Origin of the sequence: Pantoea sp. CFSAN033090 (assembly GCF_001264395.1) — a bacterium.
In the GTDB taxonomy this organism is placed as follows: Bacteria; Pseudomonadota; Gammaproteobacteria; order Enterobacterales; family Enterobacteriaceae; genus Pantoea; species Pantoea agglomerans.
Window position 1 is genome coordinate 173,440 of sequence record NZ_LGYX01000007.1, and the last position, 20,675, is coordinate 194,114.

Sequence of the window (20,675 nt, forward strand, 5' to 3'; positions counted from 1 at the left end):
GAACCTCAGTTACGGTTGAGAAAACGCTGGAAACTCTCTGCGTCGGGATAGGCGCGCTGGGTGCCGCGCCCGGTGACGCTGCAGGCGGCATAGGCAGACGCCTGGGTCATGGCGGCGGCCACATCGCCGGTTTCCACCAGCAGATACGCAAAGCAGCCGATAAAGGCATCGCCCGCGCCGCTGGTGTCGACCGCCTGAACCGGTGTGGCAGCCACGCGATGCACCTGGTCGCCGCTCATCCAGACCGATCCCCGGCTGCCCAGGGTGATGATCAGATTTTTAAGGCCGCGCTTCAGCAGCGACTGTCCGGCGAGGATCACCTCTTCATCGCTGCTGACCGGCAGACCGGTGAGGATCTCCAGCTCGGTTTCGTTGGGCATAAAGAAGTCGCATTTGCAGGCGTAATCAATATCAAGCGTGGCGACGGCCGGCGCCGGATTAAGGATCACGTTGATCTGATGCTGGCGGGCAAAATCGATGGCGTAATAGACCGTCTCCAGCGGGATCTCCAGCTGCAGGATGATCAGCTGGCAGGCTTTCAGCGCCTCAGCCGCGTCGTCGATATCGGCCGGTTTCAGCTGCTGGTTAGCACCTTTGATAATCAGAATGCGGTTCTGCGACTGGTCATCGACAAAAATCGGTGCCACGCCGCTGGAGGTGCCTGGTGCGGTGGTGACGAAGCGCGTGTCCACGCCCTGCTGTTGAAGATTTGCAACGGTGTTCGGAGCAAAGAGATCGTCACCGACCTTGCTGACCATCATCACGTTGCCGCCCATTTTTGCCGCCGCAACCGCCTGGTTGGCCCCTTTACCGCCGCAGCCAATGGCAAAGTCGGGCGCTTCAAGGGTTTCGCCCGCTTTCGGCAGGCTGTTGGTATAGGTAATCAGATCGACCATGTTTGAGCCGATGACCGCAATTGTCATGACCTTTTCTCCCGGATGTTTTTTAAACTTAAAATGTTATTAAAGTAACAATAACAATTCTTAAAGGTTAAATATGTGACAAAAACCACATCCTGAGGCGGTGAGAATAGGCAAAAGACACCATGAAAGGGGATTTTCAGTGTTATTATTGTAACAAGCTAACATCACTGAACGCGGTGGATGAAAGCCACAACCGCCCGCGGTGATGTGCCGATATCACCACGCGCTGACAGCACGGCGGAGGTTTGCGGCCCTCACGGAATGCGGGTAAGATTGACTGCCAGCCTGGCGGATGAGACGCAACTCATTCAAATCTGTGAGGTTTGTAGCGTATTGACGTCGATCCCGGCGTCTTTCATCCGCACTGCAGGATAGGGAACAGAGAGATGACCATGGAAACCCGGCGCGACGAACGCATTCACAAGCTGACGCAGGCGCTGAAACGCACCGACAAACTGCATCTGAAAGATGCGGCCCAGCTGCTTGGCGTCTCAGAGATGACGGTTCGCCGCGATTTAACCGAGCCGGGCTCCAGCGTGGTCCTGCTGGGCGGCTATATCGTCAGCGATCCGAAAAGTCATGCCAGCCACTATTTTGTCAGCGATCAGCATGGCCAGAATGCCGCCAGAAAGCAGCGACTGGCACAGGCGGCCGCCAGCCTGATCAACGAGAACGATACGGTCTTTTTTGACTGCGGCACCACCCTGCCCTACATCGTGGATGCGATTCCCGACACCCTGTCGTTTACCGCCATCTGCTGCGCCATGAATACCTTTCTGACGCTGAAAGAGAAACCGGCCTGTAACGTGATTCTCAGCGGCGGTGAATTTCATGCCGACAACGCCCTGTTTACGCCGATTGGCGTGCATACCATCCTTGACGATCTCTGCCCGACGCTGGCCTTTATCTCTGCAGCGGGCATCGACAAAGATCAGGGCGCAACCTGCTACAACACCAATGAGCTGATGATGAAGCATCACGCCATGCTGCGCGCCCGAAAGTCGGTGCTGGTGGCTGACAGCAGTAAATATGGCAAGGTGCTGCCTGCCCGCATCGCCGAGCTGCAGCGCTTTGATCTGCTGGTGAGTGACAGCGCGCCCGATCAGGCGTTGCAAAACTGGCTGGCCCAGCAGGCGATCCCGCTGCGCCTGCCCTGACGCCTCTTTCTGACATCCTCTCCTGACCCTGTCAGCGATTGAGCGTGGAAATCAGTCAGTTATGCCTGGCATCGCCCGGCATCGGCTCCGCCACGCTAATATTCGCCGCCCCCCGGCTGGGATTAAACGGTGAAAAAGGCTAAACTTCGACATCATTCAAACGACCAACAGACCCAGAGGCTCAAACCAACGTGGCTCAATTCGTCTATAGCATGCATCGCGTCGGCAAAGTGGTTCCGCCGAAGCGACATATCCTGAAAAACATCTCGCTCAGCTTCTTCCCTGGCGCAAAAATTGGCGTACTCGGCCTGAACGGCGCGGGTAAATCTACCCTGCTGCGCATCATGGCCGGCATCGATAAAGATATCGAAGGGGAAGCGCGTCCGCAGCCAGGCCTCAAGATTGGCTACCTGCCGCAGGAACCGCAGCTTAACCTTGAACACACCGTGCGTGAGTCGGTAGAAGAAGCGCTGTCAGAAGTCGTTGGCGCACTGAAGCGTCTCGACGAAGTCTATGCGCTCTATGCTGAAGAAGGTGCAGACTTCGACAAACTGGCCGCTGAACAGGGCCGTCTGGAAGAGATCATCCAGGCTCACGATGGTCACAACCTGAATACCCAGCTGGAACGTGCTGCCGATGCGCTGCGCCTGCCTGACTGGGACGCGAAAATCGCCACCCTTTCCGGTGGTGAACGTCGTCGCGTCGCCCTCTGCCGCCTGCTGCTGGAAAAACCAGACATGCTGCTGCTGGACGAACCGACGAACCACCTGGACGCCGAATCTGTCGCCTGGCTGGAGCGCTTCCTGCACGACTTCGAAGGCACCGTCGTCGCGATTACGCATGACCGTTACTTCCTGGATAACGTTGCAGGCTGGATTCTGGAACTTGACCGCGGCGAAGGGATTCCGTGGGAAGGTAACTACTCCTCCTGGCTGGAGCAGAAAGATGCGCGTCTGGCGCAGGAAGCCTCCTCTGAAGCCGCTCGTCGCAAGTCGATTGAGAAAGAGCTGGAGTGGGTGCGCAAAGGGCCAAAAGGCCAGCAGTCTAAAGGCAAAGCCCGTCTGGCACGCTTTGAAGAGCTGAACAACACCGACTACCAGAAGCGTAACGAAACCAACGAACTGTTCATTCCGCCAGGTGCCCGTCTGGGTGACAAAGTGCTGGAAGTCAGCAATCTGCGTAAGTCTTATGGCGACCGTGTGCTGATTGACGATCTCTCGTTCTCGGTACCGAAAGGTGCGATTGTCGGGATTATCGGTCCGAACGGCGCGGGTAAATCAACGCTGTTCCGCATGATGTCTGGTCAGGAACAACCTGATTCCGGCGAGATTGTACTGGGTGAAACCGTCAAGCTGGCCTCTGTGGATCAGTTCCGCGACAGCATGGATAACGCCAAAACCGTGTGGGAAGAGGTTTCCGGCGGTCAGGACATCATGCGCATCGGTAACACCGAGATGCCAAGCCGCGCCTATGTCGGCCGCTTTAACTTTAAAGGCGTCGATCAGGGCAAACGCGTAGGCGAACTGTCGGGTGGTGAGCGTGGTCGTCTGCACCTCGCGAAGCTGCTGCAGGTTGGCGGCAACATGCTGCTGCTCGATGAGCCAACCAACGACCTGGACATTGAAACCCTGCGCGCGCTGGAAAACGCCCTGCTGGAGTTCCCGGGTTGTGCCATGGTGATCTCGCATGACCGCTGGTTCCTGGACCGTATCGCCACACACATTCTGGATTATCAGGATGAGGGCAACATCGAATTCTTCGAAGGTAACTTTACCGAATATGAAGAGTACAAGAAGCGTACTCTCGGCGCCGAAGCGCTGGAGCCGAAGCGCATCAAGTACAAGCGTATGACGAAGTAACGATGTCAGGGGGAGGCTCAGGCCTCCTCCTGCTTCACCAGTGACGTTTTAAGGGCTGAACGCAATGAAGAAAAAAGCTGAGCGGCCAGTGGCTAAAAAAGCTGAAGCGATTTATGAAGCCACTAAAGTCGCAAACTTTGCCGCAAGTTCCCTGCTGGAGGGGATACGTATTTCAGCAGATGCTGAGTTATCGACCCTGGAACAGGTTCGACGTCGCTATAAGCAGTAACAGGAAGCCAACGTGAATCGTTATCTTGTCTGGCGAGATCACTACTGTTATCCCGATTCCGATGTGCTGATCAATCGCTATGATATCCGCGAACAAACCCTGCTGGATCAGGCTGAGCGTGCTGTTACCGCGCTGACCATTCACACCATTAAGCTCTCTCATCCTCCTTTTACCCTTCAGTCACTGTGTCACATTCATTACTGCCTGTTTAACGAGCTTTATAGCTGGGCGGGGCAGATACGTGATATCTCTATCAGCAAAGGAGAGACCCGCTTTTGCCAGCCCGCTTTTATTCTGCGTGAAGCGGAGAAATTATTTGCAAAACTGGCGTGCGAAAGATGGCTGGAGCAGGCTGACCATGAAGCTTTTTGTCATCAGGTTGCCTGGTATTACTGCGAGTTCAATATTCTGCACCCCTTTCGGGAAGGAAACGGTCGGGCATTACGCATTCTGTTCGAACATATCATTCTTCACGCAGGCTATCAGGTGAACTGGGAAGGCGTGAGCCCCAGCGACTGGTTAGCGGCAAATATCGCGGGTTACCAGAGTGGCCCGGAAAAAATGGCGGCACTGTTCCTGCGCCACATTGTACCGGTCAGCGATAAAACTCCCTGAACACCGGTGACTGCAGCGCGAATTCAATAAACCGCGCCAGCGCAGGTGAATTCAGTTTACGGCCCGGATAGACCAGCCAGAGCTCATTCCCCTCGATTTCCCATTCCGGCAATACCGGCACCAGCCGGGGATCCGCCATCGCCCCGTCGGTCAGAAAGTGCGGCAGCAGCGTAATGCCCGCATCGCCCAGCGCAGATTCGCGCGCATAGAGTAAATTGTCCGTGAGATGGCCTGGCGGCAGCAGCCAGCGATAGAACTCGTCATCGCGCTGCAACACCCATTCATTCCAGGCACGATGCGCAATACAGCGGTGGGCAGACAGCTGCTGTGGATGAACCAGCGGCGGATGCTGATCAAGATAGCGCTGTGAAGCGACCAGCAGTCGCGGGCAGTTGCCTATCCGGCGGCCAATCAGCGAGGACTCCTGCGGCTGACCGGTGCGCAGCGCCACATCAAAGCCCTCCTGCACCAGATCACGCATCTCATCGGAGATCGAGACATCCAGCGTCACATCGGGATAGAGACGTAAAAACGCCGCGTTACAGCGCGCCAGCAGCGTGGCACCAATCCCCGCCGGGCTGGTGATACGCAGACGCCCGCTGGGATTTTCACGCAGGCTGGCGATCGCCTGATCGGCGCGTTCACTGGCCTGCATCATCTCCTGGCAATGCAGCAGATAGCGCTCACCGGCAAAGGTCAGATTGAGCTGGCGGGTGGTGCGGTTCAGCAACCGAATTCCCAGCCGCTGCTCCAGCTGGCTGATGCGCTGACTGACGCTCGATTTTGGCAGCCCTGCACGTTCTGCCGCGCCGGTAAAGCTGCCGCACTCCGCCACCAGCGCAAACAGTGCCATATCCTGCCACTGGCGAAATGCCATTGTTCACCTCAGACGAACACTCTATGAAAGATTGTCCATCTTATCACTGCTAAAATCAGGTTCTACACTTAAAGCCTGTTCCGAATCATCAGCCAGTCTGCCACGGACAGCGTGGCACAGCTCCGGCGGAGTGTGAGCACTCTCCAGGGCCAGAATGGCAACCACCAGATCCAGGCTTCCAGCCTGACTAAACAGGAAAAATTTATGTCTATTCGCGCTATCGCAATTAATCCGGAAAGTCCTGAAAACTTCACTGAAATTTTCCCTGTCACCCCAGCGCCAGGGGAGTATGACCTGCGGGTCGAAGTCAAAGCCGCGTCAGTAAACCCGGTCGATACCAAGGTTCACAAAGGGGCGAAGAAGAACGGATTAGAGCAGCCTCGCATCCTCGGCTGGGATGCCAGCGGTGTGGTGCTGGAAGTGGGCAGCAAAGTCAGCAACTTTAAGCCAGGCGATAAAGTTTTTTATGCGGGTGACCTGACCCGTCCTGGCAGTAACAGCACCGAGCAGCTGGTTGACTCACGCATTACCGGTCACAAGCCAGAGAGCCTGGACTGGGCGCAGTCCGCCGCGATCCCGCTGACGGCCCTGACCGCCTGGGAAGGACTGTTTGAGCGACTGAACCTGGAGTCAGCAACGGAAGATCAGACGCTGCTGATCGTGGGCGGCGCAGGCGGCGTCGGATCGCTGGCGATCCCGCTGGCGAAACTGCGCAGCAAGGTGAAGATCATTGCCACCGCTTCGCGTGAAGATTCCGCGCAGTGGTGCCGCGATCGTGGCGCCGATCTGGTGATCAACTACAAAGATATGATTGGTGAGCTGGAAAAACAGGGCATTAAGCAGGTCGATTATATCTTCTGCCTCAATGATACCGACGGTCACTGGGAAACCATGGCAAAGCTTATCGCCCCGCAGGGTCATATCTGCACCATCGTGGAAAACGAACATCCGCTGTCGATGGATCAGCTGAAGCTGAAGAGTGCTGCCCTGCATTTCGAGCTGATGTACACCCGCAGCATGTTTAACACGCCGGATATGGCGCGTCAGGGCGAGATTCTGGATGCCGTCTCGGCGTTGCTGGATGAAGGTAAGCTGCAAACCACACTGAGCGAGACGCTGCACGGCCTAAGCGTTGAGACCTTAACTGCTGCCCATCAGCGCGTGCTGGAAGGCCACATGCGCGGCAAAGTAGTGATGGTGTATTAATGCGCTGACCCGGCTGCTCTGCGGCAGACCGGGTCACAGCATGCGTTACGGCTGGGCGTTTTTCTCGCCCAGCATCGCTTTCACCAGTTCAATGCAGCGCAGGAACCGGGTGTCATAATCATCTTCCTGCACGTGCAGGAATTCGATGTTGTTTTCCCGCAGCATCGTCACCAGCATCGACTGAAATTCCCGGCGATCCACGGAACTGCCCAGGCTGCGCAAGCCATCGGCAACCCACGGCACGTTGTTCTCCAGCAGAATCACCAGATCAAAGCGATATTCATCGATCAGTGCCTGCACAAACGGATGTTCACGCCCCTCATACTTCAGACAAAACGCCTGCGTGGTCACAAAGTCGGTGTCGATAAACGCCACTTTATTGGCATATTTAACCGCGAAATCGATGTACTGCGCCTGGCCCAGCGCGATCTTGTCGTAATCTGAATATTGCAGCGCCATTTCATCACCGCCCAGGTGGGAGAAGACATAGTCGCGGCCATATTCCCAGGCACTGGTGGTATTGAAAATGTTGGCGAGTTTATTCACCAGCGTCGATTTACCGCTCGACTCCCCGCCGAGGATGGCCACGGTGCGCACAAAGAAAGGTTTCACTTCGGTCGGGATATAATCCCAGAAGCGGAACGGATCCTGACGGATCTGCGCGCCGCTGATGCTCATAAAGGATCGGCTGGGATCGACCAGTACGGTCTGAATGCCCAGATGCTGCTGATACATCTCCGCATCGGGCGCTTCGCTGGTGTAGATGCAGTCCGGCGCAATACCGTGCTCGCTGAGAAACGCGCTGACGCCCTTACTCCAGACATCCCAGCCGTGTGGATAGGGCTCAATCCCCTCCTCATCAAAGGCGTGAATGCGGATATTTTTCTGATACTTAAAGGTCTGCAGCAGCCAGCGCAGTCGATCGCTGACCGTGGGCTGTTGTGACATCGCGCTGTTCTCAAACAGTTCGCGGTCACGTGGCTCGTCGTAGCCCATAATGATATGCAGCTCATCGACCTGGCTACAGGCGCGCTGAATCAGATAGATATGGCCGGTGTGCAGCGGATAGAATTTACCAAACACCACGCCGACCGTTTTATCGCGGCGCGGAAACTCCAGACCCAGAAAACGGTGCAGCGCCTCCAGCTTTTGCGCGCTGGGGCTTTTGATTTTGGCATTGAGCAACTGGCTCAGATAGCCTTTGGTCATGCCGCTGGCATCAGCGACCTGTTGCAGCGTGTGGCCCTGCTGGCGAATGGCCGTTTTCAGATAATCAAACGACGACATGTCGTGCCTCCTGCATCAATGCGGTTAAGGTGGGAGCGGCCTGCCAGCGGCTTTTCGCTGGCGGCCGCAGGCGCGTTACAGATCGTCCAGAATCGCCAGCGCATCGGCCAGCTTCTTCGCGCTGAAAACCTGCATCCCGGCAATCGGTTTTTTCGGTGCATTCCCTGCCGGCACAATGGCGCGTTTGAAGCCATGCTTCGCCGCTTCAGCGATGCGCTCCTGACCGCTGGGCACCGGACGGATTTCGCCCGCCAGTCCCACTTCGCCGAAGATCACCAGATCCTGCGGCAACGGACGATCGCGCAGGCTCGACACCATCGACAGCATCAGCGCCAGGTCAGCACTGGTTTCAGTGACTTTGACGCCGCCGACCACGTTAACGAACACATCCTGATCCGCCATCTGCAATCCGCCGTGACGGTGCAATACTGCCAGCAGAATCGCCAGGCGGTTCTGCTCCAGACCCACTGCCACGCGGCGTGGATTGCCCATCATCGAGTGATCGACCAGCGCCTGAATCTCCACCAGCAGCGGTCGCGTTCCCTCCCACAGCACCATCACCGAACTGCCCGAGGTGACCTCTTCGCCGCGCGACAGGAAAATAGCTGACGGGTTGCTGACTTCACGCATGCCCTGCTCGGTCATGGCAAACACACCCAGTTCATTGACCGCGCCGAAGCGGTTTTTATGACTGCGCAGGGTGCGGAAGCGGGAATCGGCATCGCCATCCAGCAGCACTGAACAGTCGATACAGTGCTCCAGTACTTTCGGTCCGGCCAGGGAGCCATCTTTGGTGACGTGACCGACCATGATGATCGCCACGCCGCGCGTCTTGGCGAAGCGCGTCAGGTAAGCGGCGGTTTCACGCACCTGGGCGACGCTGCCGGGCGATGACTGGATCTCCGCCATGTGCATTACCTGGATCGAGTCGATCACCATCAGTTGCGGCTGCTCCTGTTCGGCGATCAGGCAGATCTGCTCAATGCTGGTTTCCGACAGCATATTCACATTTTCGGTAGGTAATCCCAGACGATGGGCGCGCATCGCCACCTGCTGCAGTGACTCTTCACCGGTGACATACAGGGTTTTCATCCCCTCTGACAACCGGCACATCACCTGCAGCAGCAGCGTGGATTTGCCTGCGCCGGGGCTGCCGCCAATCAGAATGGCGCTGCCCGGCACCACCCCGCCGCCCAGCACCCGGTCAAACTCTTTGAAGCTGGTCGAGAAGCGCGGTAACGCCTCCAGGCTGATTTCAGAGAGCTTCTGCACCCGGCTGGTTCCGGCGCTGCCGGCATAGCCACTCAGGCGCTCGTTACGCGCAGCCGCGGGCGAGGCGGCAATGCGCACCTCGGTGATGGTGTTCCAGGCGTGACAGGCGCTGCACTGCCCCTGCCAGCGTGGGTAATCTGCGCCACATTCGTTACAGACAAATGCGCGTTTTGCCGCTTTGGCCAAATCAATACCTCAGTTAACGCTCTTCGTGGATCAGGCTGCCGGTGAGGATGCAGAACACCCCCATTAAATCGGCATGGCGAATGGTGACCGCAGTCTGCTCATTCACCTTAGGTTTAGCATGGAACGCAATGCCCAGTGCTGAGGCTTTGATCATCAGCAGGTCATTGGCACCATCGCCGATCGCCACCGTCTGTTCCGGCGCGATGTCAAAACGCTGCGCCAGCTTCTTCAGGGTATCGGCTTTGTATTGTGCATCGACAATTGGTCCCAGCACGTTGCCGGTCAGTTTGCCGTCGCGAATTTCGAGCTCATTAGCGACCACCGCCGACAGATGCAGCTTGTCGCGCAGGTATTCGGCGTAGTAGGTAAAGCCGCCAGACGCGATGGCAACCTGCCAGCCCAGCGCCTGCAGCTTCTGCGTCAGGGTGGTTAAGCCTGGCATCAGCGGCAGGGCATCACGCACCTGTTTCAGAATATTGGCGTCCGCGCCCTGCAGCGTGGCCACGCGCTGACGCAGGCTGGCGGTGAAGTCGAGTTCGCCGCGCATCGCGCGTTCCGTGACTTCCGCCACCTGCTCGCCACAGCCCGCCAGTTTTGCAATCTCATCGATGCACTCGATCTGAATCGCGGTGGAGTCCATATCCATCACCAGCAGGCCTGGCGTTTTGAGATGCGGGATTTTGCCCAGCGGCGCAACATCCAGGCCAGCGTCGTGCGCCAGCTTGCTGGCAAACGGCGTCAGCGATCCCGCCAGGCGAATCACCTGATACTCATCGACGTTCCAGGCGCTGACGATCACCATGGCGGCACCCAGCTGGTGCTGGTAATCGGTCAGCCGCTGCTTATCCAGCCCGCGACCATACAGCAGCCAGCCGGTACGGCCAGCGCGATAATCCAGCGGCATCACTTCATCACCGCTAAGAGAAAGGGGCAAACCCGGCCAGAGGGAGACATCGGCGGGAAGATCGCACCAGGTTAAACGATTTGGCATCAGAGCTCCTGTAGGGACAACAAAACCACGCAAGAGGCTACCTTGTCTGCGCCGCTTCTGGCAACATAATCTCCAGGCTTTCTGTTGTGATATGACCCGGATGATTAATGGCTAAAACCGCACTGAAATTTCGCTTACATCGTACCGTGATCGTTCTCATCTCGATGGCGCTGCTGGTCGTGCTGATGCAGGGCGCATCCTGGTTCAGCCTCGGCCATCAGGCGGCGCGTTCTGAACAGGTCGAGGAGCTGGCGCATACGCTGACCAGCCAGGTGGCGTTCAGCCTTAAGCCGTTGATGGACAACAGTGAAAATAACCGGACTCAGATAGAAGCCATTCTTAATCAGATGACGGCTAACAGCCGTATTCTGGATGCATCGGTCTATGACGGCGACGGAAGCCTGGTGGCGCACAGCGGTGAAAACATCAATGTCCGCGATCGGCTGGCGCTCGACGGCCAGCGCGCAGGCAGCTATTTCAACCATCAGATTGTGCAGCCGCTGGCCGGAAACGAGGGTCCGCTGGGCTTTTTGCGCGTGACGCTGGATACCCATGTGCTGGTCACCGACTCGCATCAGGTCGATAACACCACCAATATTCTGCGTCTGATGATGCTGCTGGCGCTGGCAATTGGCATTATTCTCTCACGCACTCTGCTGCGCCACCGCCGCACCCGCTGGCAGCAGTCGCCGTTCCTGCTCACCGCCAGCACCCCGGTGAAAGAGGATCGGGATGAGGACGACGAGAAGAAAGAGTAACGCTCCGGCTGCGGTAAAGATAAAACAAGAAAGGCCCGCACAGCGGTAATGCTGGTCAGTTAAGATTAGATTTGTAAAGGCTGTCACGGTCAAACGTGGCAGCTTTTTTTCCGGGCGAGCGAGCCGCAGTGCGGGCCAGCGCACCTCTGCTGCTGCCGGGCCGTCCTCGCGCCGCTCACGCGGTACCTTCGGCTTTGACGTCGTGCCGACGAACCGTTCGGGGATCGGCCCTCCCTGGCCGGCCCCGAACTGTCCACGCTTCCCGGCGTGGACTTCTGGCCCACCGTCACGCCTCAGCGCTGCGGATAGCCCTTTCAGCAGCAGAGGCGCTCAGGCCTCCACTCTCGTGCCCTTTTTAATAATACACACTGAAGTTTCAGAGCAGGCTGGTGCCGGGCAGGAGCAGGCAATCCGCAGCGCTGAACAGAATGAGTCTGCCAGGAGAGCCCGCAGGACGCGGGCGAAAGGCGGGGCGGCACAGGATGTGCCATCCCCGGCGGTCCGTCAGGCAGAGGAATGAAGTGAAGGAACCGCGCAGCGGCGCGAGGACCGCCAGCCCCTGCCCGGCACCAGACTGCGTTATCACCTGTCGCTTAACTGACTGACATTACCGCTGTGCGGGCCTTTTTTATGGGAAAGATGCTGATTTGCGAGGCGTCTTGCGTTAGCCGATGAGCAGCGCTTCCAGCTCGCCCAGTGATTTGACCTGCCAGGTGGGCTTGATATGTTCCGGCAATGGCCGGGTGCCATGATCGAGCCAGCAGGTTTTAATACCGGCATTCATGCCGCCCAGAATGTCTGACTCTGGCGTATCACCCACCATCAGCACCCGCTCACGATCCGGGTTGCCCATCAGATTCAGTGCGTAATCAAAAATCTCTGGCGCCGGTTTTGGCTGGCCGACCTGCTCGGAGATTACCAGCGCCGAGAAGTAATCGCGAAAACCGGTGCGCTCCAGACGCGTCTGCTGCAGCGCAGTAAAACCGTTGGTGATGATGCCCATTTTCACCCGGCCATGCAGCTGGTTCATCAGGCTGACCGCGCCCGGCAGCGGCGTACAGATCTCTCCCATTGCGCTGAGGAAGCCGCTGTTGAGGATCTCCGGCGCAACGCTGAGCTTTTCGCTCCAGTGGTTGAAACGCTGAGTCTGCAGCTGTAACGCGGAGATAGCACCGTTCTGATAATCGACCCACAGCGGCTTGTTTATCGCCTGATAATCGCTGTAATCCTGGTCGGTGAACTGCACGTCATAACCGGCGAACAGGCGCTGCAAACCGGCATAGGCGTCGAAATGAAAAAGGGTATCGTCGGCATCAAACAGGATGCAATCCCAGTTATCAATCATTAAAGCTCCTTAACACCGCTACGGCGTCAGTGCCATGAGAATGGCATCTTCACGGCCGCTGGCGGTGGGATAATAGTTGGGGCGACGACTGACCTGATTGAATCCAAGCTGCTCATAGAGCGCGATGGCGGGCAGGTTCGAGGCCCGCACTTCCAGCCACAGCGTCAGCACGTCGCGTTTGATCAACTCATCGATCAGATGCTGCAACAGCTGGCGGCCCAATCCCCGGCGCTGAAAAGCGGGATCGACCGCGATGTTAAACAGCGAGGCTTCGTCCAGTACCACCTGCGTAATCGCAAAGGCGGCCATTTGGCCGTCAACGTCGAGACGTAAATTGATAAAGCGCTCGCCCTGATTGCTGGCAAACGTCTTTTCACTCCAGGGAAACGCGTGACTACGACACTCAATGGCGAAGGCCTGCGCCAGATCGTCAGGGGTGAGTAAAGAGATGGCTGTCATGGTTACACATCTGTTGCCAGAGCGCGCGTTTGGCGACGCCGCTGCTGATCAGTTCATTGAAAGAGGCGCTGGTTAATGCCACGCCATTGAAAGTCTGTTCGCTCTCTACGCCGAGCAGCCAGCCCGCGCAGTTCAGCGTCTCCGGCAGCATTTGCAGCTGATCCGGTGTCACGGTCATTACCTGAGCGGGTTGCAGATTGAGGGCATGCAGCACATCGCGCATCAGCGGTTCATGCAAACCGGGGGGCGCGTCAGCGACAATAATTAACTGCGTGTCCGGTGCCAGCGTGACGGCAATTTCGCCCTGAAGCACGCGCGGGCGGCGCAGTTGGTACTGCGTAATTCCCATTTGCTGTAAAAGCCAGTCGCGCCTGGACGTCATGGTGTTACCTGTTCTGCTGCCTGAATGCGACGCTATGCTAGCAAACCCATCGAACATGCGCCAACAAACCACTATAATCCCCGCTCAGATCTTACAGGAGCCCTACATGTCTGCTTTTACCCCGGCCAGCGAAGTCATTCTGCGCCACAGTGATGAATTTACCGCCCGCCATGTTTTATTTGCTGGCGATCTGCAGGATGACCTGCCCGCTCAGCTGGAAACCGCCTCATCGCGCGTTCACACCCAGCAATATCATCACTGGCAAAACCTGAGCCGCCGTATGGGCGAGCAGGCGCGTTACGGAATGGTTGCTCAGGCCGAAGATGTGCAGGGCTGCGATACCCTGGTCTACTTCTGGACCAAGAATAAGCCGGAAGTGCAGTTCCAGCTGCAGAACCTGCTGTCGCTGCTGCCGGTGGGCTGCGACGTGTTCGTGGTCGGTGAAAACCGCAGCGGCGTGCGAAGCGCCGAAGGCATGATGGAGTCATGGGTGAAGCTGGAGAAGATCGACAGCGCGCGTCGCTGTGGTCTCTACCACGGTCGCCTCGACAAACAGCCTGAATTCGATGCCAGCACCTTTGGTCACCAGTATCAGCTTGATGGTCTGACGATTCATACCCTGCCTGGCGTCTTCAGCCGTGACGGTCTGGATAGTGGCAGTGCCCTGCTGCTGTCGACCTTTACCCCACACACCAAAGGTAAAGTGCTGGATATGGGCTGTGGCGCGGGCGTGATTGCCGCCTCGCTGCCTGCCCGTTCGCCTAAAGTGCGTCTGTGGCTGTGTGACGTGCATGCAGCGGCGATTGAAGCAAGTAAAGCGACGCTGGCCGCCAATGGCATCGAGGGCGAAGTCTTCGCCAGCAATGTCTTCTCTGACGTGACCGGTCGTTTCGACATGATTATCTCTAATCCGCCCTTCCATGAAGGCACTCAGACCAGCCTCGACGCCGCACAGGCGCTGATTCGTGGTGCGGTGAAGCACCTGAATACCGGCGGCGAGCTGCGTATCGTTGCTAACACCTTCCTGCCCTATCCGCAGGCGCTGGATGAAGCCTTCGGCAGTCACGAAGTCATCGCGCAAACCGGGCGCTTTAAAGTTTACCGTGCCGTCTATGGTCGCGGTGCCAAAACGCGCTAAGGGTTTTTCCTGCCGTTAACTGCTTTGCCGGGCTGAAAACGTTGCTTTTTACAGCGATCGTTTCAGCCCGACGAAATAGTTGTTGACGCAAAGAGTAAAATCTCTAGAATGCGCCTCCGTGGTTGTAACATTCTCAAGGTGTTACGGGTATGCGAAGGTGGCGGAATTGGTAGACGCGCTAGCTTCAGGTGTTAGTGTCCTAACGGACGTGAGGGTTCAAGTCCCTCTCTTCGCACCAAAATCACAAGTTTCATATCGCGAGCACTGCGCGAAGGTGGCGGAATTGGTAGACGCGCTAGCTTCAGGTGTTAGTGTCTTAACGGACGTGAGGGTTCAAGTCCCTCTCTTCGCACCATTGCGGTGATATGAACAGACAACTCGATGCGAAGGTGGCGGAATTGGTAGACGCGCTAGCTTCAGGTGTTAGTGTCTTAACGGACGTGAGGGTTCAAGTCCCTCTCTTCGCACCAACGTTGTCATCTTCAGGCCTTTCCCGCTCATCTCTTTCTGTTCCCCTGTAGTTTCGTTTTACCCCCTGCTCGTTTTACCTTTTTCAGTTGTTCTGTTTTCCGGTCGCTTTACCTTTTCCAGCCGCTTTACCCTGTACGCCGGTTTTAACCACTCCGCTTATGTTAATTCAGATGAAAATTCACAGAGACAGCCGCCAGTCCGCCCGCTAACGCCAGACAGGATGGCAGCAGCAGATAGTGACGCAGCCGCTGGTTAAACAGCATCACGACTGTCAGCAGCAGCGCAACCGTCATCACCATCCGCCACTGGCTGAAGCTCGGTTCCCATAAGGCGAACAGCGGCAGCGCAATGCACGGCAGCAACACGCCCCACGCACTATCCAGCTTTTTACCCAGCGCCCAACTGACTCCCCACAGGCCGCAGGCCGCGATAATCGCTATCCCCATGACACCAACCTCAAATGATAAGCATTCCCATTATCATATGACAGTTTTGCCTGCTCTGCAGCCTGTTTTTGTCACGCCCGGCAACGAAGATGACAGACCAGTTGGAAAATGCTAGATTGCGGCCGATAACACCTTTAATAACAGCAACAGCAATAATTTGCTCATTGTCTGGCAGAACCTGGTTTTGCCGGCGTGCGCTTTGGTATTTCAGGGTCGTCACGAGTACTTATAATGAAATTACAATCTTATGAAGAACTGAAACAGAGTAAATACCGGCTTTCAGTGATGCTTTTTCTGTTTCTGAATATCGCCGTTTCGCTATTTCATCTGCTGCCAATAATGAACAGTGAGAAAAGTGAGACGACCCTGCCGGTAATGAGTGTCGCGGCCTTTAGCGGCATCATGTTAATTTCCCTTTTAATATGGCCTAAAGTAAAACTTCCCCTGTTAAATCCTGTGGCGCTGCTGCTGGGAATGCTCTGGGCCTGGCATATTAATTATCGCTTTCATCAGGTGTTCTATTTTGATGGTGGCTTTCTTATTATCAGTTTGATCAGTGTGTTATTTATCAGTGCCATCGCCCTGAGCGATTATCTGGGGGCTTTTTGTCTGCATGTCACGCCACCGGTGCTCACCGTATTGCTGCTCGACAATGCACAGCACCTGCCGCTGATCCTGCTGACCATTACGCTGCCGCTGATTGGTTTCTCACTACAGCATCTGATGCGCCGCCGTGCCGACAACTTTACTCTGCGCCTGATGCATCAGCTCTACGAAGAGAAAGAGACATTCAGCGACCTCAGCATGCTCGACCCGCTGACCGGGCTTTATAACCGTCGTGGTCTTAAGAACCGGCTGGATAATATTCTGGAAAACCATGCTGGCAGCCACTATGTGCTGCTGCTGGATATCGATCATTTTAAGTCTTATAACGACAATTACGGGCATGCGATGGGCGATCAGGCGCTGGCGCGGGTCTCTGTCGCAATTCGTGATGCGGTGCGTTCACGCGATGTTGTCACCCGCTATGGCGGCGAAGAGTTTCTGGTATTGATGACCAATGTGAACAGTTCCATCGCCATGAAACTGGCAGAGCGAATCCGTCAGTACGTGCTGGATTTAGAAATTCCTCATCTTTTCAATGAAACCGTTTCAACCCACGTCACCATCAGTGCCGGCATCGCGCCTATTTACGATAATGAATTTGACCTGGCGGTCGCCAATGCTGACAGCGCATTATATGTGGCTAAAAATCAGGGCCGGAATACCATTCTCGCCTGGGAGGATTTACCCCGAAAACAGCATCAGACCGCCAGTGAACATGCCTAATTAAACGTAACGCCATCGGTAATCACTGAAGCTTCGGCGCGATATGCCCGGCTCTCTGCTGCTCTGCCCGATCGGATAACTGACCTCAACCCCGCCGTTTTCCCACCCGCAACGACGATTTTTTACACGACTTGTAGAGTTAATCAATAACGATTATCATTTGCTTTCTTATCTACACTTTTCGCGAGTCGTCATGGCAACCGTTTCAGCTCAGGAACAGCGTTTTAACGCTCAGTCGATGATCTTCCGGCAGAATGACCGTCCACTGGCGGAAAGTCTGCATGAGCGGCTGCAACAACAGCGCAGCTATCTGCTTGAATCGACGAAGCTCAGCCAGCCTGCTCCGCGCGACACGCTGACCCTCGCCGCCTGGTCACAATCAGAAGCCTTTACCCCAATTATTCAGCGCTACAGCGATTATCTCTATCGCGATCATCCTGATGCAGTTCGTGAAGCGAAACCGGTGCTGTCACTATGGGCGCAATGGTATTTTGGCCTGCTGCTGCCAACACTGATCATGGCATTGTTGCAGGAGTCGCGTGCGCTGGACTGCTCGCCAGAGCATATCCGCGTCGGTTTTCATGAGAATGGTCATCCGGCCACTTTCTGGATCGATGTGCAGGAGGATGAAGAAGCGCGCTACCTTAACCCTCAGCAGCGTATCGATCGGCTGATTCAGCAGCATCTGATCCCGGTGGTTAATGGTATTACGCAGCATGGTGATATCAACGCCCGACTCATCTGGAACAATATGGGCTACTCATTCCAGTGGTTCCTGGGTGAACTGAAAAGCCAGATCGATGAGTCGCTGGTGCTGCAACTGGAGCAGGCGCTGTTCTTCAACCAGCGGCTGCTGGATGGCAGCGAAAACCCGCTCTACCGCACCATGATCCCGCGCAACGGCGAACTGGTCCGTCGCAGCTGCTGCCAGCGTTATCGCATTCCCGATGTCGAACAATGCGGCAACTGCACCCTGAGCGGCAGCTAAACAGACTTAATTACGCTGAATTCTCCGTTTATCTCGTTTACAGGCACTGAGGCTTGTGGCAATTTTTACGCCTTCGATCAGCCTGGAGAGAAAGATGAGCCTGGAGTCCGTGCGCCAGTTCTTCGCCGAACACGCCCCTGAAATTGAAATTATTGAACTGGCCGAAAGTACTGCGACGGTCGGGATGGCTGCCCGCGCCCATGGCGTGACGCCAGGTGAGATTGCCAAAACCCTGTCACTGAAAGTGAAAAACGACGTGGTGCTGATTGTGACACGAGGCGATGCCCGGCTGGATAATCGCAAGCTGAAAGCGGCGCTGGGGGCGAAAGCGCGAATGCTGAGCGTGGACGAGGTGATTAACTGGACCGGCCATCCGGTGGGCGGCGTCTGTCCTTTCGGTCTTGAGAATCCGCTGACCGTTTACTGTGATGTTTCACTGCGCAGTTTCGAGGAAGTCCTGCCCGCCGCCGGCGCTATCCACAGCGCCGTTCGCATTACCCCACAGCTGATGGCTGAACTGACTAACGCCCGCTGGGTCGATGTGTGCGAAGCAATGTAATGCCGGGTATCAGCTCACACAAGCCCTGCACTTCTGCCCGCGTCCTGATGCGGCTGACAAACTGACGGATACCGTCAGCGTTTGATGGCCACCGCGCCCTTCTGGAAACCGATCCGCTGCCGCCAGCACGCGGGCGAGTTAATCGCCCACGACATCAGGATTTCAGGCGCTTAAATGCCTGTTCAATAATCGATAACAGCAGCGTGTTGTCGACACGATGCAGCACATGCACCGATGCGCCGCATTGCTCAGGCACGCCGACAGTGAGCCGAAGGGGCTGACGATAACGCCAGCTTTTGCCGCGCGTCGCACCGGGACGCAGTTCAATATCCACCCGGTAATCGATGCCTGCCGCGACCCGCTGATTCAGCAACCAGGCGACTACCAGCGCATCGTGGATCCAGCATCCCGCCAGATGCCGGGTCGCCATCGAATAGTCGATCCACGGACGCAGCGTGTCGCGCACAAATTCGGTCAGTGGATGATCGACGGCGGTCAGGCGGGTCAAATCCTGCTGGGTCAGCAGCGTCTGCGTGGTGACATCCATCGGAACCAGCGTTACTGCTGCACCACTGTGCAGCACCTGATGGGCCGCTTCCGGATCCAGGCCAAAATTGGTGTCTTTGATATAATCATCCAGCGTAAATACGCCGCCCATAATGACAATTTCCGCCACAGCGTCGGCCATGGCGGGATAGCGCTGCATTGCCAGCGCCACATTCGTCAGCGGGCCAATCGCCACCAGGGTAATCTCGCCCGGATTGTCGCAAATCAGTTTGCCGATAGCGTCAGCGGCATCAATCGCATCCGCCGCGACATCCGCTGGCTGGCGCACGCCCTGCCACATCTCACCCAGCGCAAGCTGATTGACCCGGTTATCCAGCGTCTCGCGCCACGGCGCAGGATCTTCCTGTAGCGCCTGCGTCGCCCCCTGGATTACCGGGATAGATAATCCCAGCCGGACGATCAGATCTTTGGCGACGCGCGCGCCAACTTCACATGGCGTGTTACCGGCCACGGTGGTGATCAATTCCAGCGACAGTGCAGGTGAAGCTAAGGCCAGCGCAATCGCCAGCCCATCATCGGTGTTGGCACCCGCGATACCGTTGCCGGGATCGCAGTCAATAATAATTCTTTTCATATTTTTATAGGCTAACTCTGGCTTTGCGGCTCACAGCCGCAGGATTCACCGATTTCAAGGTAGTGTGGAAACTCCTTTAATTGCGCTTCGCTCTGTCCCTCTTTCAGCATATGAATCGCAGAGCGAGCCATCTCACGCAGTGGCTGGCGCACGGTCGTTAATGTCGGGACGTGAAACGACGAGTGATTGGTACCGTTAAAACAGACCAGCGCCACATCCTGTGGCACACGGATCTGATGTTCGGAAAAGGCGCGAAGCGCACCAATCGCCTGACCTTCGTTGCTGGTAAACAGCGCACGAGGCACACGACCCCGGGCGATCATGGTTTGTGCCGCAGCGTATCCGCCCTGTGGGGTGTAGCTGGCGGGAAACATCAGCGATTCATCAATCGGCAGACCGCGATCCTGCATGGCATCACGCCAGCCCTGAATACGATCCTGCGCGTTAAGCATATCCACCGGGCCGCTGATTATGCCGACCTGCTGATAACCATGACTCAACAGATGTGCCGTCACCTGCCAGGCGGCCTGACGCTCATTGACCCGCAGCATGTTAACGCCCGGCTGAGGCTCAACCCGCTCCAGCATGACCAGTGGCGTACCGCTGGCTTTAATCAGGTCAATGTAAGGATGGCGATCGACGCTGTTGTAAAAGAGTCCATCGACCTGCCGATTAAGCAGTCCCTGAATTAACTCCAGTTCGCGCTTGCGGTCATCACCTGCATCACCCAGCAGCATGACGTGGCCGTGATTCATCGACTCCTGCAACAACACGTGCGCCATTGAGGCCACAAAAGGATTGCCGATGTTGGGCACCACCAGCCCGAAGGTTTTGGTGTTACCGGAAGCCAGTGCGCGTGCTGCCGCATTTGGCCGGTAACCGGTGGCTTTAATCGCCTCCAGTACCCGCTGACGGGTCGCCTCGGCAACCGGGCGAGGCCCGTTATTGATGACATAACTGACAACTGCCACTGAGGTGCCTGCCGCTTTCGCAACTTCACTGCGGGTCACTTTTCCCGTTAACGACTTAGGCACATCACGTTCCTCCATAAAAAAAC

General features: G+C 56.6%; 21 protein-coding genes and 3 tRNA genes. 13 read left to right on the forward strand and 11 right to left on the reverse strand.

Going from position 1 to position 20,675, the window contains the following annotated elements:
* Positions 1-5 precede the first annotated feature (5 nt).
* Positions 6-923 carry a ribokinase gene (gene rbsK, locus AFL22_RS07610; protein WP_033780554.1) on the reverse strand — a complete coding sequence of 306 codons (918 nt, stop codon included), beginning with the start codon at positions 921-923 and terminating at the stop codon, positions 6-8.
* 392 nt (positions 924-1,315) lie between these two features.
* Here rbsK and deoR point away from each other — a divergent pair, with 392 nt between their 5' ends.
* The 4 genes from deoR (at position 1,316) to AFL22_RS07625 (ending at position 4,783) form a co-directional block, all read left to right on the forward strand.
* A complete protein-coding gene (gene deoR / locus AFL22_RS07615; protein WP_010253621.1) occupies positions 1,316-2,080 on the forward strand; it encodes a DNA-binding transcriptional repressor DeoR in 765 nt (254 codons plus the stop codon).
* Positions 2,081-2,271: 191 nt separating this feature from the next.
* On the forward strand, positions 2,272-3,939 hold the full coding sequence (ettA, locus tag AFL22_RS07620; protein ID WP_010253620.1) for an energy-dependent translational throttle protein EttA: 1,668 nt from the start codon (positions 2,272-2,274) through the stop codon (positions 3,937-3,939).
* Between the two features lie 64 nt (positions 3,940-4,003).
* A complete protein-coding gene (locus tag AFL22_RS23980; protein WP_109652447.1) occupies positions 4,004-4,168 on the forward strand; it encodes a YhfG family protein in 165 nt (54 codons plus the stop codon).
* Between the two features lie 12 nt (positions 4,169-4,180).
* The gene (locus AFL22_RS07625; RefSeq protein ID WP_033770937.1) at positions 4,181-4,783 is read left to right on the forward strand and encodes a putative adenosine monophosphate-protein transferase Fic; all 603 of its coding nucleotides are present in this window, start codon (positions 4,181-4,183) and stop codon (positions 4,781-4,783) included.
* Here the strand turns inward: AFL22_RS07625 and AFL22_RS07630 are convergent.
* Positions 4,764-5,660: a LysR family transcriptional regulator gene (locus AFL22_RS07630; protein ID WP_010253616.1), complete on the reverse strand. Its 897-nt coding sequence runs from the start codon at positions 5,658-5,660 to the stop codon at positions 4,764-4,766. The two genes, AFL22_RS07625 and AFL22_RS07630, sit on opposite strands and share 20 nt — an antisense overlap.
* A 204-nt stretch (positions 5,661-5,864) precedes the next feature.
* On the opposite strand from AFL22_RS07630, the gene AFL22_RS07635 reads away from it, so the two are divergent.
* Positions 5,865-6,866, forward strand: coding sequence for a zinc-binding alcohol dehydrogenase family protein (locus AFL22_RS07635; protein WP_022625370.1), 1,002 nt, complete (start codon positions 5,865-5,867; stop codon positions 6,864-6,866).
* A 45-nt stretch (positions 6,867-6,911) separates the two neighbouring features.
* Here the strand turns inward: AFL22_RS07635 and nadR are convergent, their stop codons facing one another.
* The 3 genes from nadR to serB form a co-directional block, all read right to left on the reverse strand.
* Positions 6,912-8,153, reverse strand: a complete 1,242-nt coding sequence (nadR, locus tag AFL22_RS07640; RefSeq protein WP_010253612.1) for a multifunctional transcriptional regulator/nicotinamide-nucleotide adenylyltransferase/ribosylnicotinamide kinase NadR — start codon at positions 8,151-8,153, stop codon at positions 6,912-6,914.
* 75 nt (positions 8,154-8,228) lie between these two features.
* Complete coding sequence (gene radA, locus AFL22_RS07645; RefSeq protein WP_031593287.1) at positions 8,229-9,611, reverse strand: DNA repair protein RadA; 1,383 nt, start codon at positions 9,609-9,611, stop codon at positions 8,229-8,231.
* Between the two features lie 13 nt (positions 9,612-9,624).
* Positions 9,625-10,602 (reverse strand): phosphoserine phosphatase, encoded by a 978-nt coding sequence (gene serB, locus AFL22_RS07650; protein WP_033770935.1) that lies wholly within the window; start codon positions 10,600-10,602, stop codon positions 9,625-9,627.
* 107 nt (positions 10,603-10,709) lie between these two features.
* On the opposite strand from serB, the gene AFL22_RS07655 reads away from it, so the two are divergent.
* On the forward strand, positions 10,710-11,360 hold the full coding sequence (locus AFL22_RS07655) for a YtjB family periplasmic protein (RefSeq protein WP_010253606.1): 651 nt from the start codon (positions 10,710-10,712) through the stop codon (positions 11,358-11,360).
* 664 nt (positions 11,361-12,024) lie between these two features.
* On the opposite strand, the gene yjjG is transcribed toward AFL22_RS07655, so the two are convergent.
* The 3 genes from yjjG to AFL22_RS07670 are packed head-to-tail and all read right to left on the reverse strand — an operon-like array spanning position 12,025 to position 13,546.
* On the reverse strand, positions 12,025-12,705 hold the full coding sequence (gene yjjG / locus AFL22_RS07660; RefSeq protein ID WP_010671712.1) for a pyrimidine 5'-nucleotidase: 681 nt from the start codon (positions 12,703-12,705) through the stop codon (positions 12,025-12,027).
* 18 nt (positions 12,706-12,723) lie between these two features.
* Positions 12,724-13,164: a ribosomal protein S18-alanine N-acetyltransferase gene (rimI, locus tag AFL22_RS07665; protein WP_010671713.1), complete on the reverse strand. Its 441-nt coding sequence runs from the start codon at positions 13,162-13,164 to the stop codon at positions 12,724-12,726.
* Entirely contained in the window at positions 13,136-13,546 is a 411-nt protein-coding gene (locus tag AFL22_RS07670) for a DNA polymerase III subunit psi (protein ID WP_022625367.1), read from the reverse strand. The genes rimI and AFL22_RS07670 overlap by 29 nt, the downstream gene beginning before the upstream one ends.
* Positions 13,547-13,652: 106 nt before the next feature.
* Between AFL22_RS07670 and rsmC the strand changes: the two genes are divergently transcribed.
* The 4 genes from rsmC (at position 13,653) to AFL22_RS07690 (ending at position 15,154) form a co-directional block, all read left to right on the forward strand.
* The gene (rsmC, locus tag AFL22_RS07675) at positions 13,653-14,684 is read left to right on the forward strand and encodes a 16S rRNA (guanine(1207)-N(2))-methyltransferase RsmC (protein ID WP_010253598.1); all 1,032 of its coding nucleotides are present in this window, start codon (positions 13,653-13,655) and stop codon (positions 14,682-14,684) included.
* A 151-nt stretch (positions 14,685-14,835) separates the two neighbouring features.
* Positions 14,836-14,922, forward strand: a tRNA-Leu gene (locus tag AFL22_RS07680).
* 30 nt (positions 14,923-14,952) lie between these two features.
* Positions 14,953-15,039: transfer RNA gene (locus AFL22_RS07685), tRNA-Leu, on the forward strand.
* 28 nt (positions 15,040-15,067) lie between these two features.
* A tRNA-Leu gene (locus AFL22_RS07690) sits at positions 15,068-15,154 on the forward strand.
* Positions 15,155-15,316: 162 nt separating this feature from the next.
* Here AFL22_RS07690 and AFL22_RS07695 read toward each other — a convergent pair.
* Positions 15,317-15,601: a DUF1435 domain-containing protein gene (locus AFL22_RS07695; protein ID WP_010251467.1), complete on the reverse strand. Its 285-nt coding sequence runs from the start codon at positions 15,599-15,601 to the stop codon at positions 15,317-15,319.
* A 231-nt stretch (positions 15,602-15,832) separates the two neighbouring features.
* On the opposite strand from AFL22_RS07695, the gene AFL22_RS07700 reads away from it, so the two are divergent.
* From AFL22_RS07700 to AFL22_RS07710, 3 genes are all read left to right on the forward strand, one after another.
* Positions 15,833-16,930 carry a diguanylate cyclase gene (locus AFL22_RS07700; protein ID WP_052271130.1) on the forward strand — a complete coding sequence of 366 codons (1,098 nt, stop codon included), beginning with the start codon at positions 15,833-15,835 and terminating at the stop codon, positions 16,928-16,930.
* Positions 16,931-17,123: 193 nt separating this feature from the next.
* Positions 17,124-17,918 (forward strand): siderophore-iron reductase FhuF, encoded by a 795-nt coding sequence (gene fhuF / locus AFL22_RS07705; RefSeq protein WP_010251473.1) that lies wholly within the window; start codon positions 17,124-17,126, stop codon positions 17,916-17,918.
* Between the two features lie 94 nt (positions 17,919-18,012).
* On the forward strand, positions 18,013-18,477 hold the full coding sequence (locus tag AFL22_RS07710) for a YbaK/EbsC family protein (RefSeq protein WP_010671716.1): 465 nt from the start codon (positions 18,013-18,015) through the stop codon (positions 18,475-18,477).
* A 154-nt stretch (positions 18,478-18,631) separates the two neighbouring features.
* On the opposite strand, the gene AFL22_RS07715 is transcribed toward AFL22_RS07710, so the two are convergent.
* A complete protein-coding gene (locus tag AFL22_RS07715; RefSeq protein ID WP_045140801.1) occupies positions 18,632-19,618 on the reverse strand; it encodes a nucleoside hydrolase in 987 nt (328 codons plus the stop codon).
* A gap of 11 nt (positions 19,619-19,629) precedes the next feature.
* On the reverse strand, positions 19,630-20,652 hold the full coding sequence (locus AFL22_RS07720) for a LacI family DNA-binding transcriptional regulator (RefSeq protein WP_029519642.1): 1,023 nt from the start codon (positions 20,650-20,652) through the stop codon (positions 19,630-19,632).
* Positions 20,653-20,675: the final 23 nt, after the last annotated feature.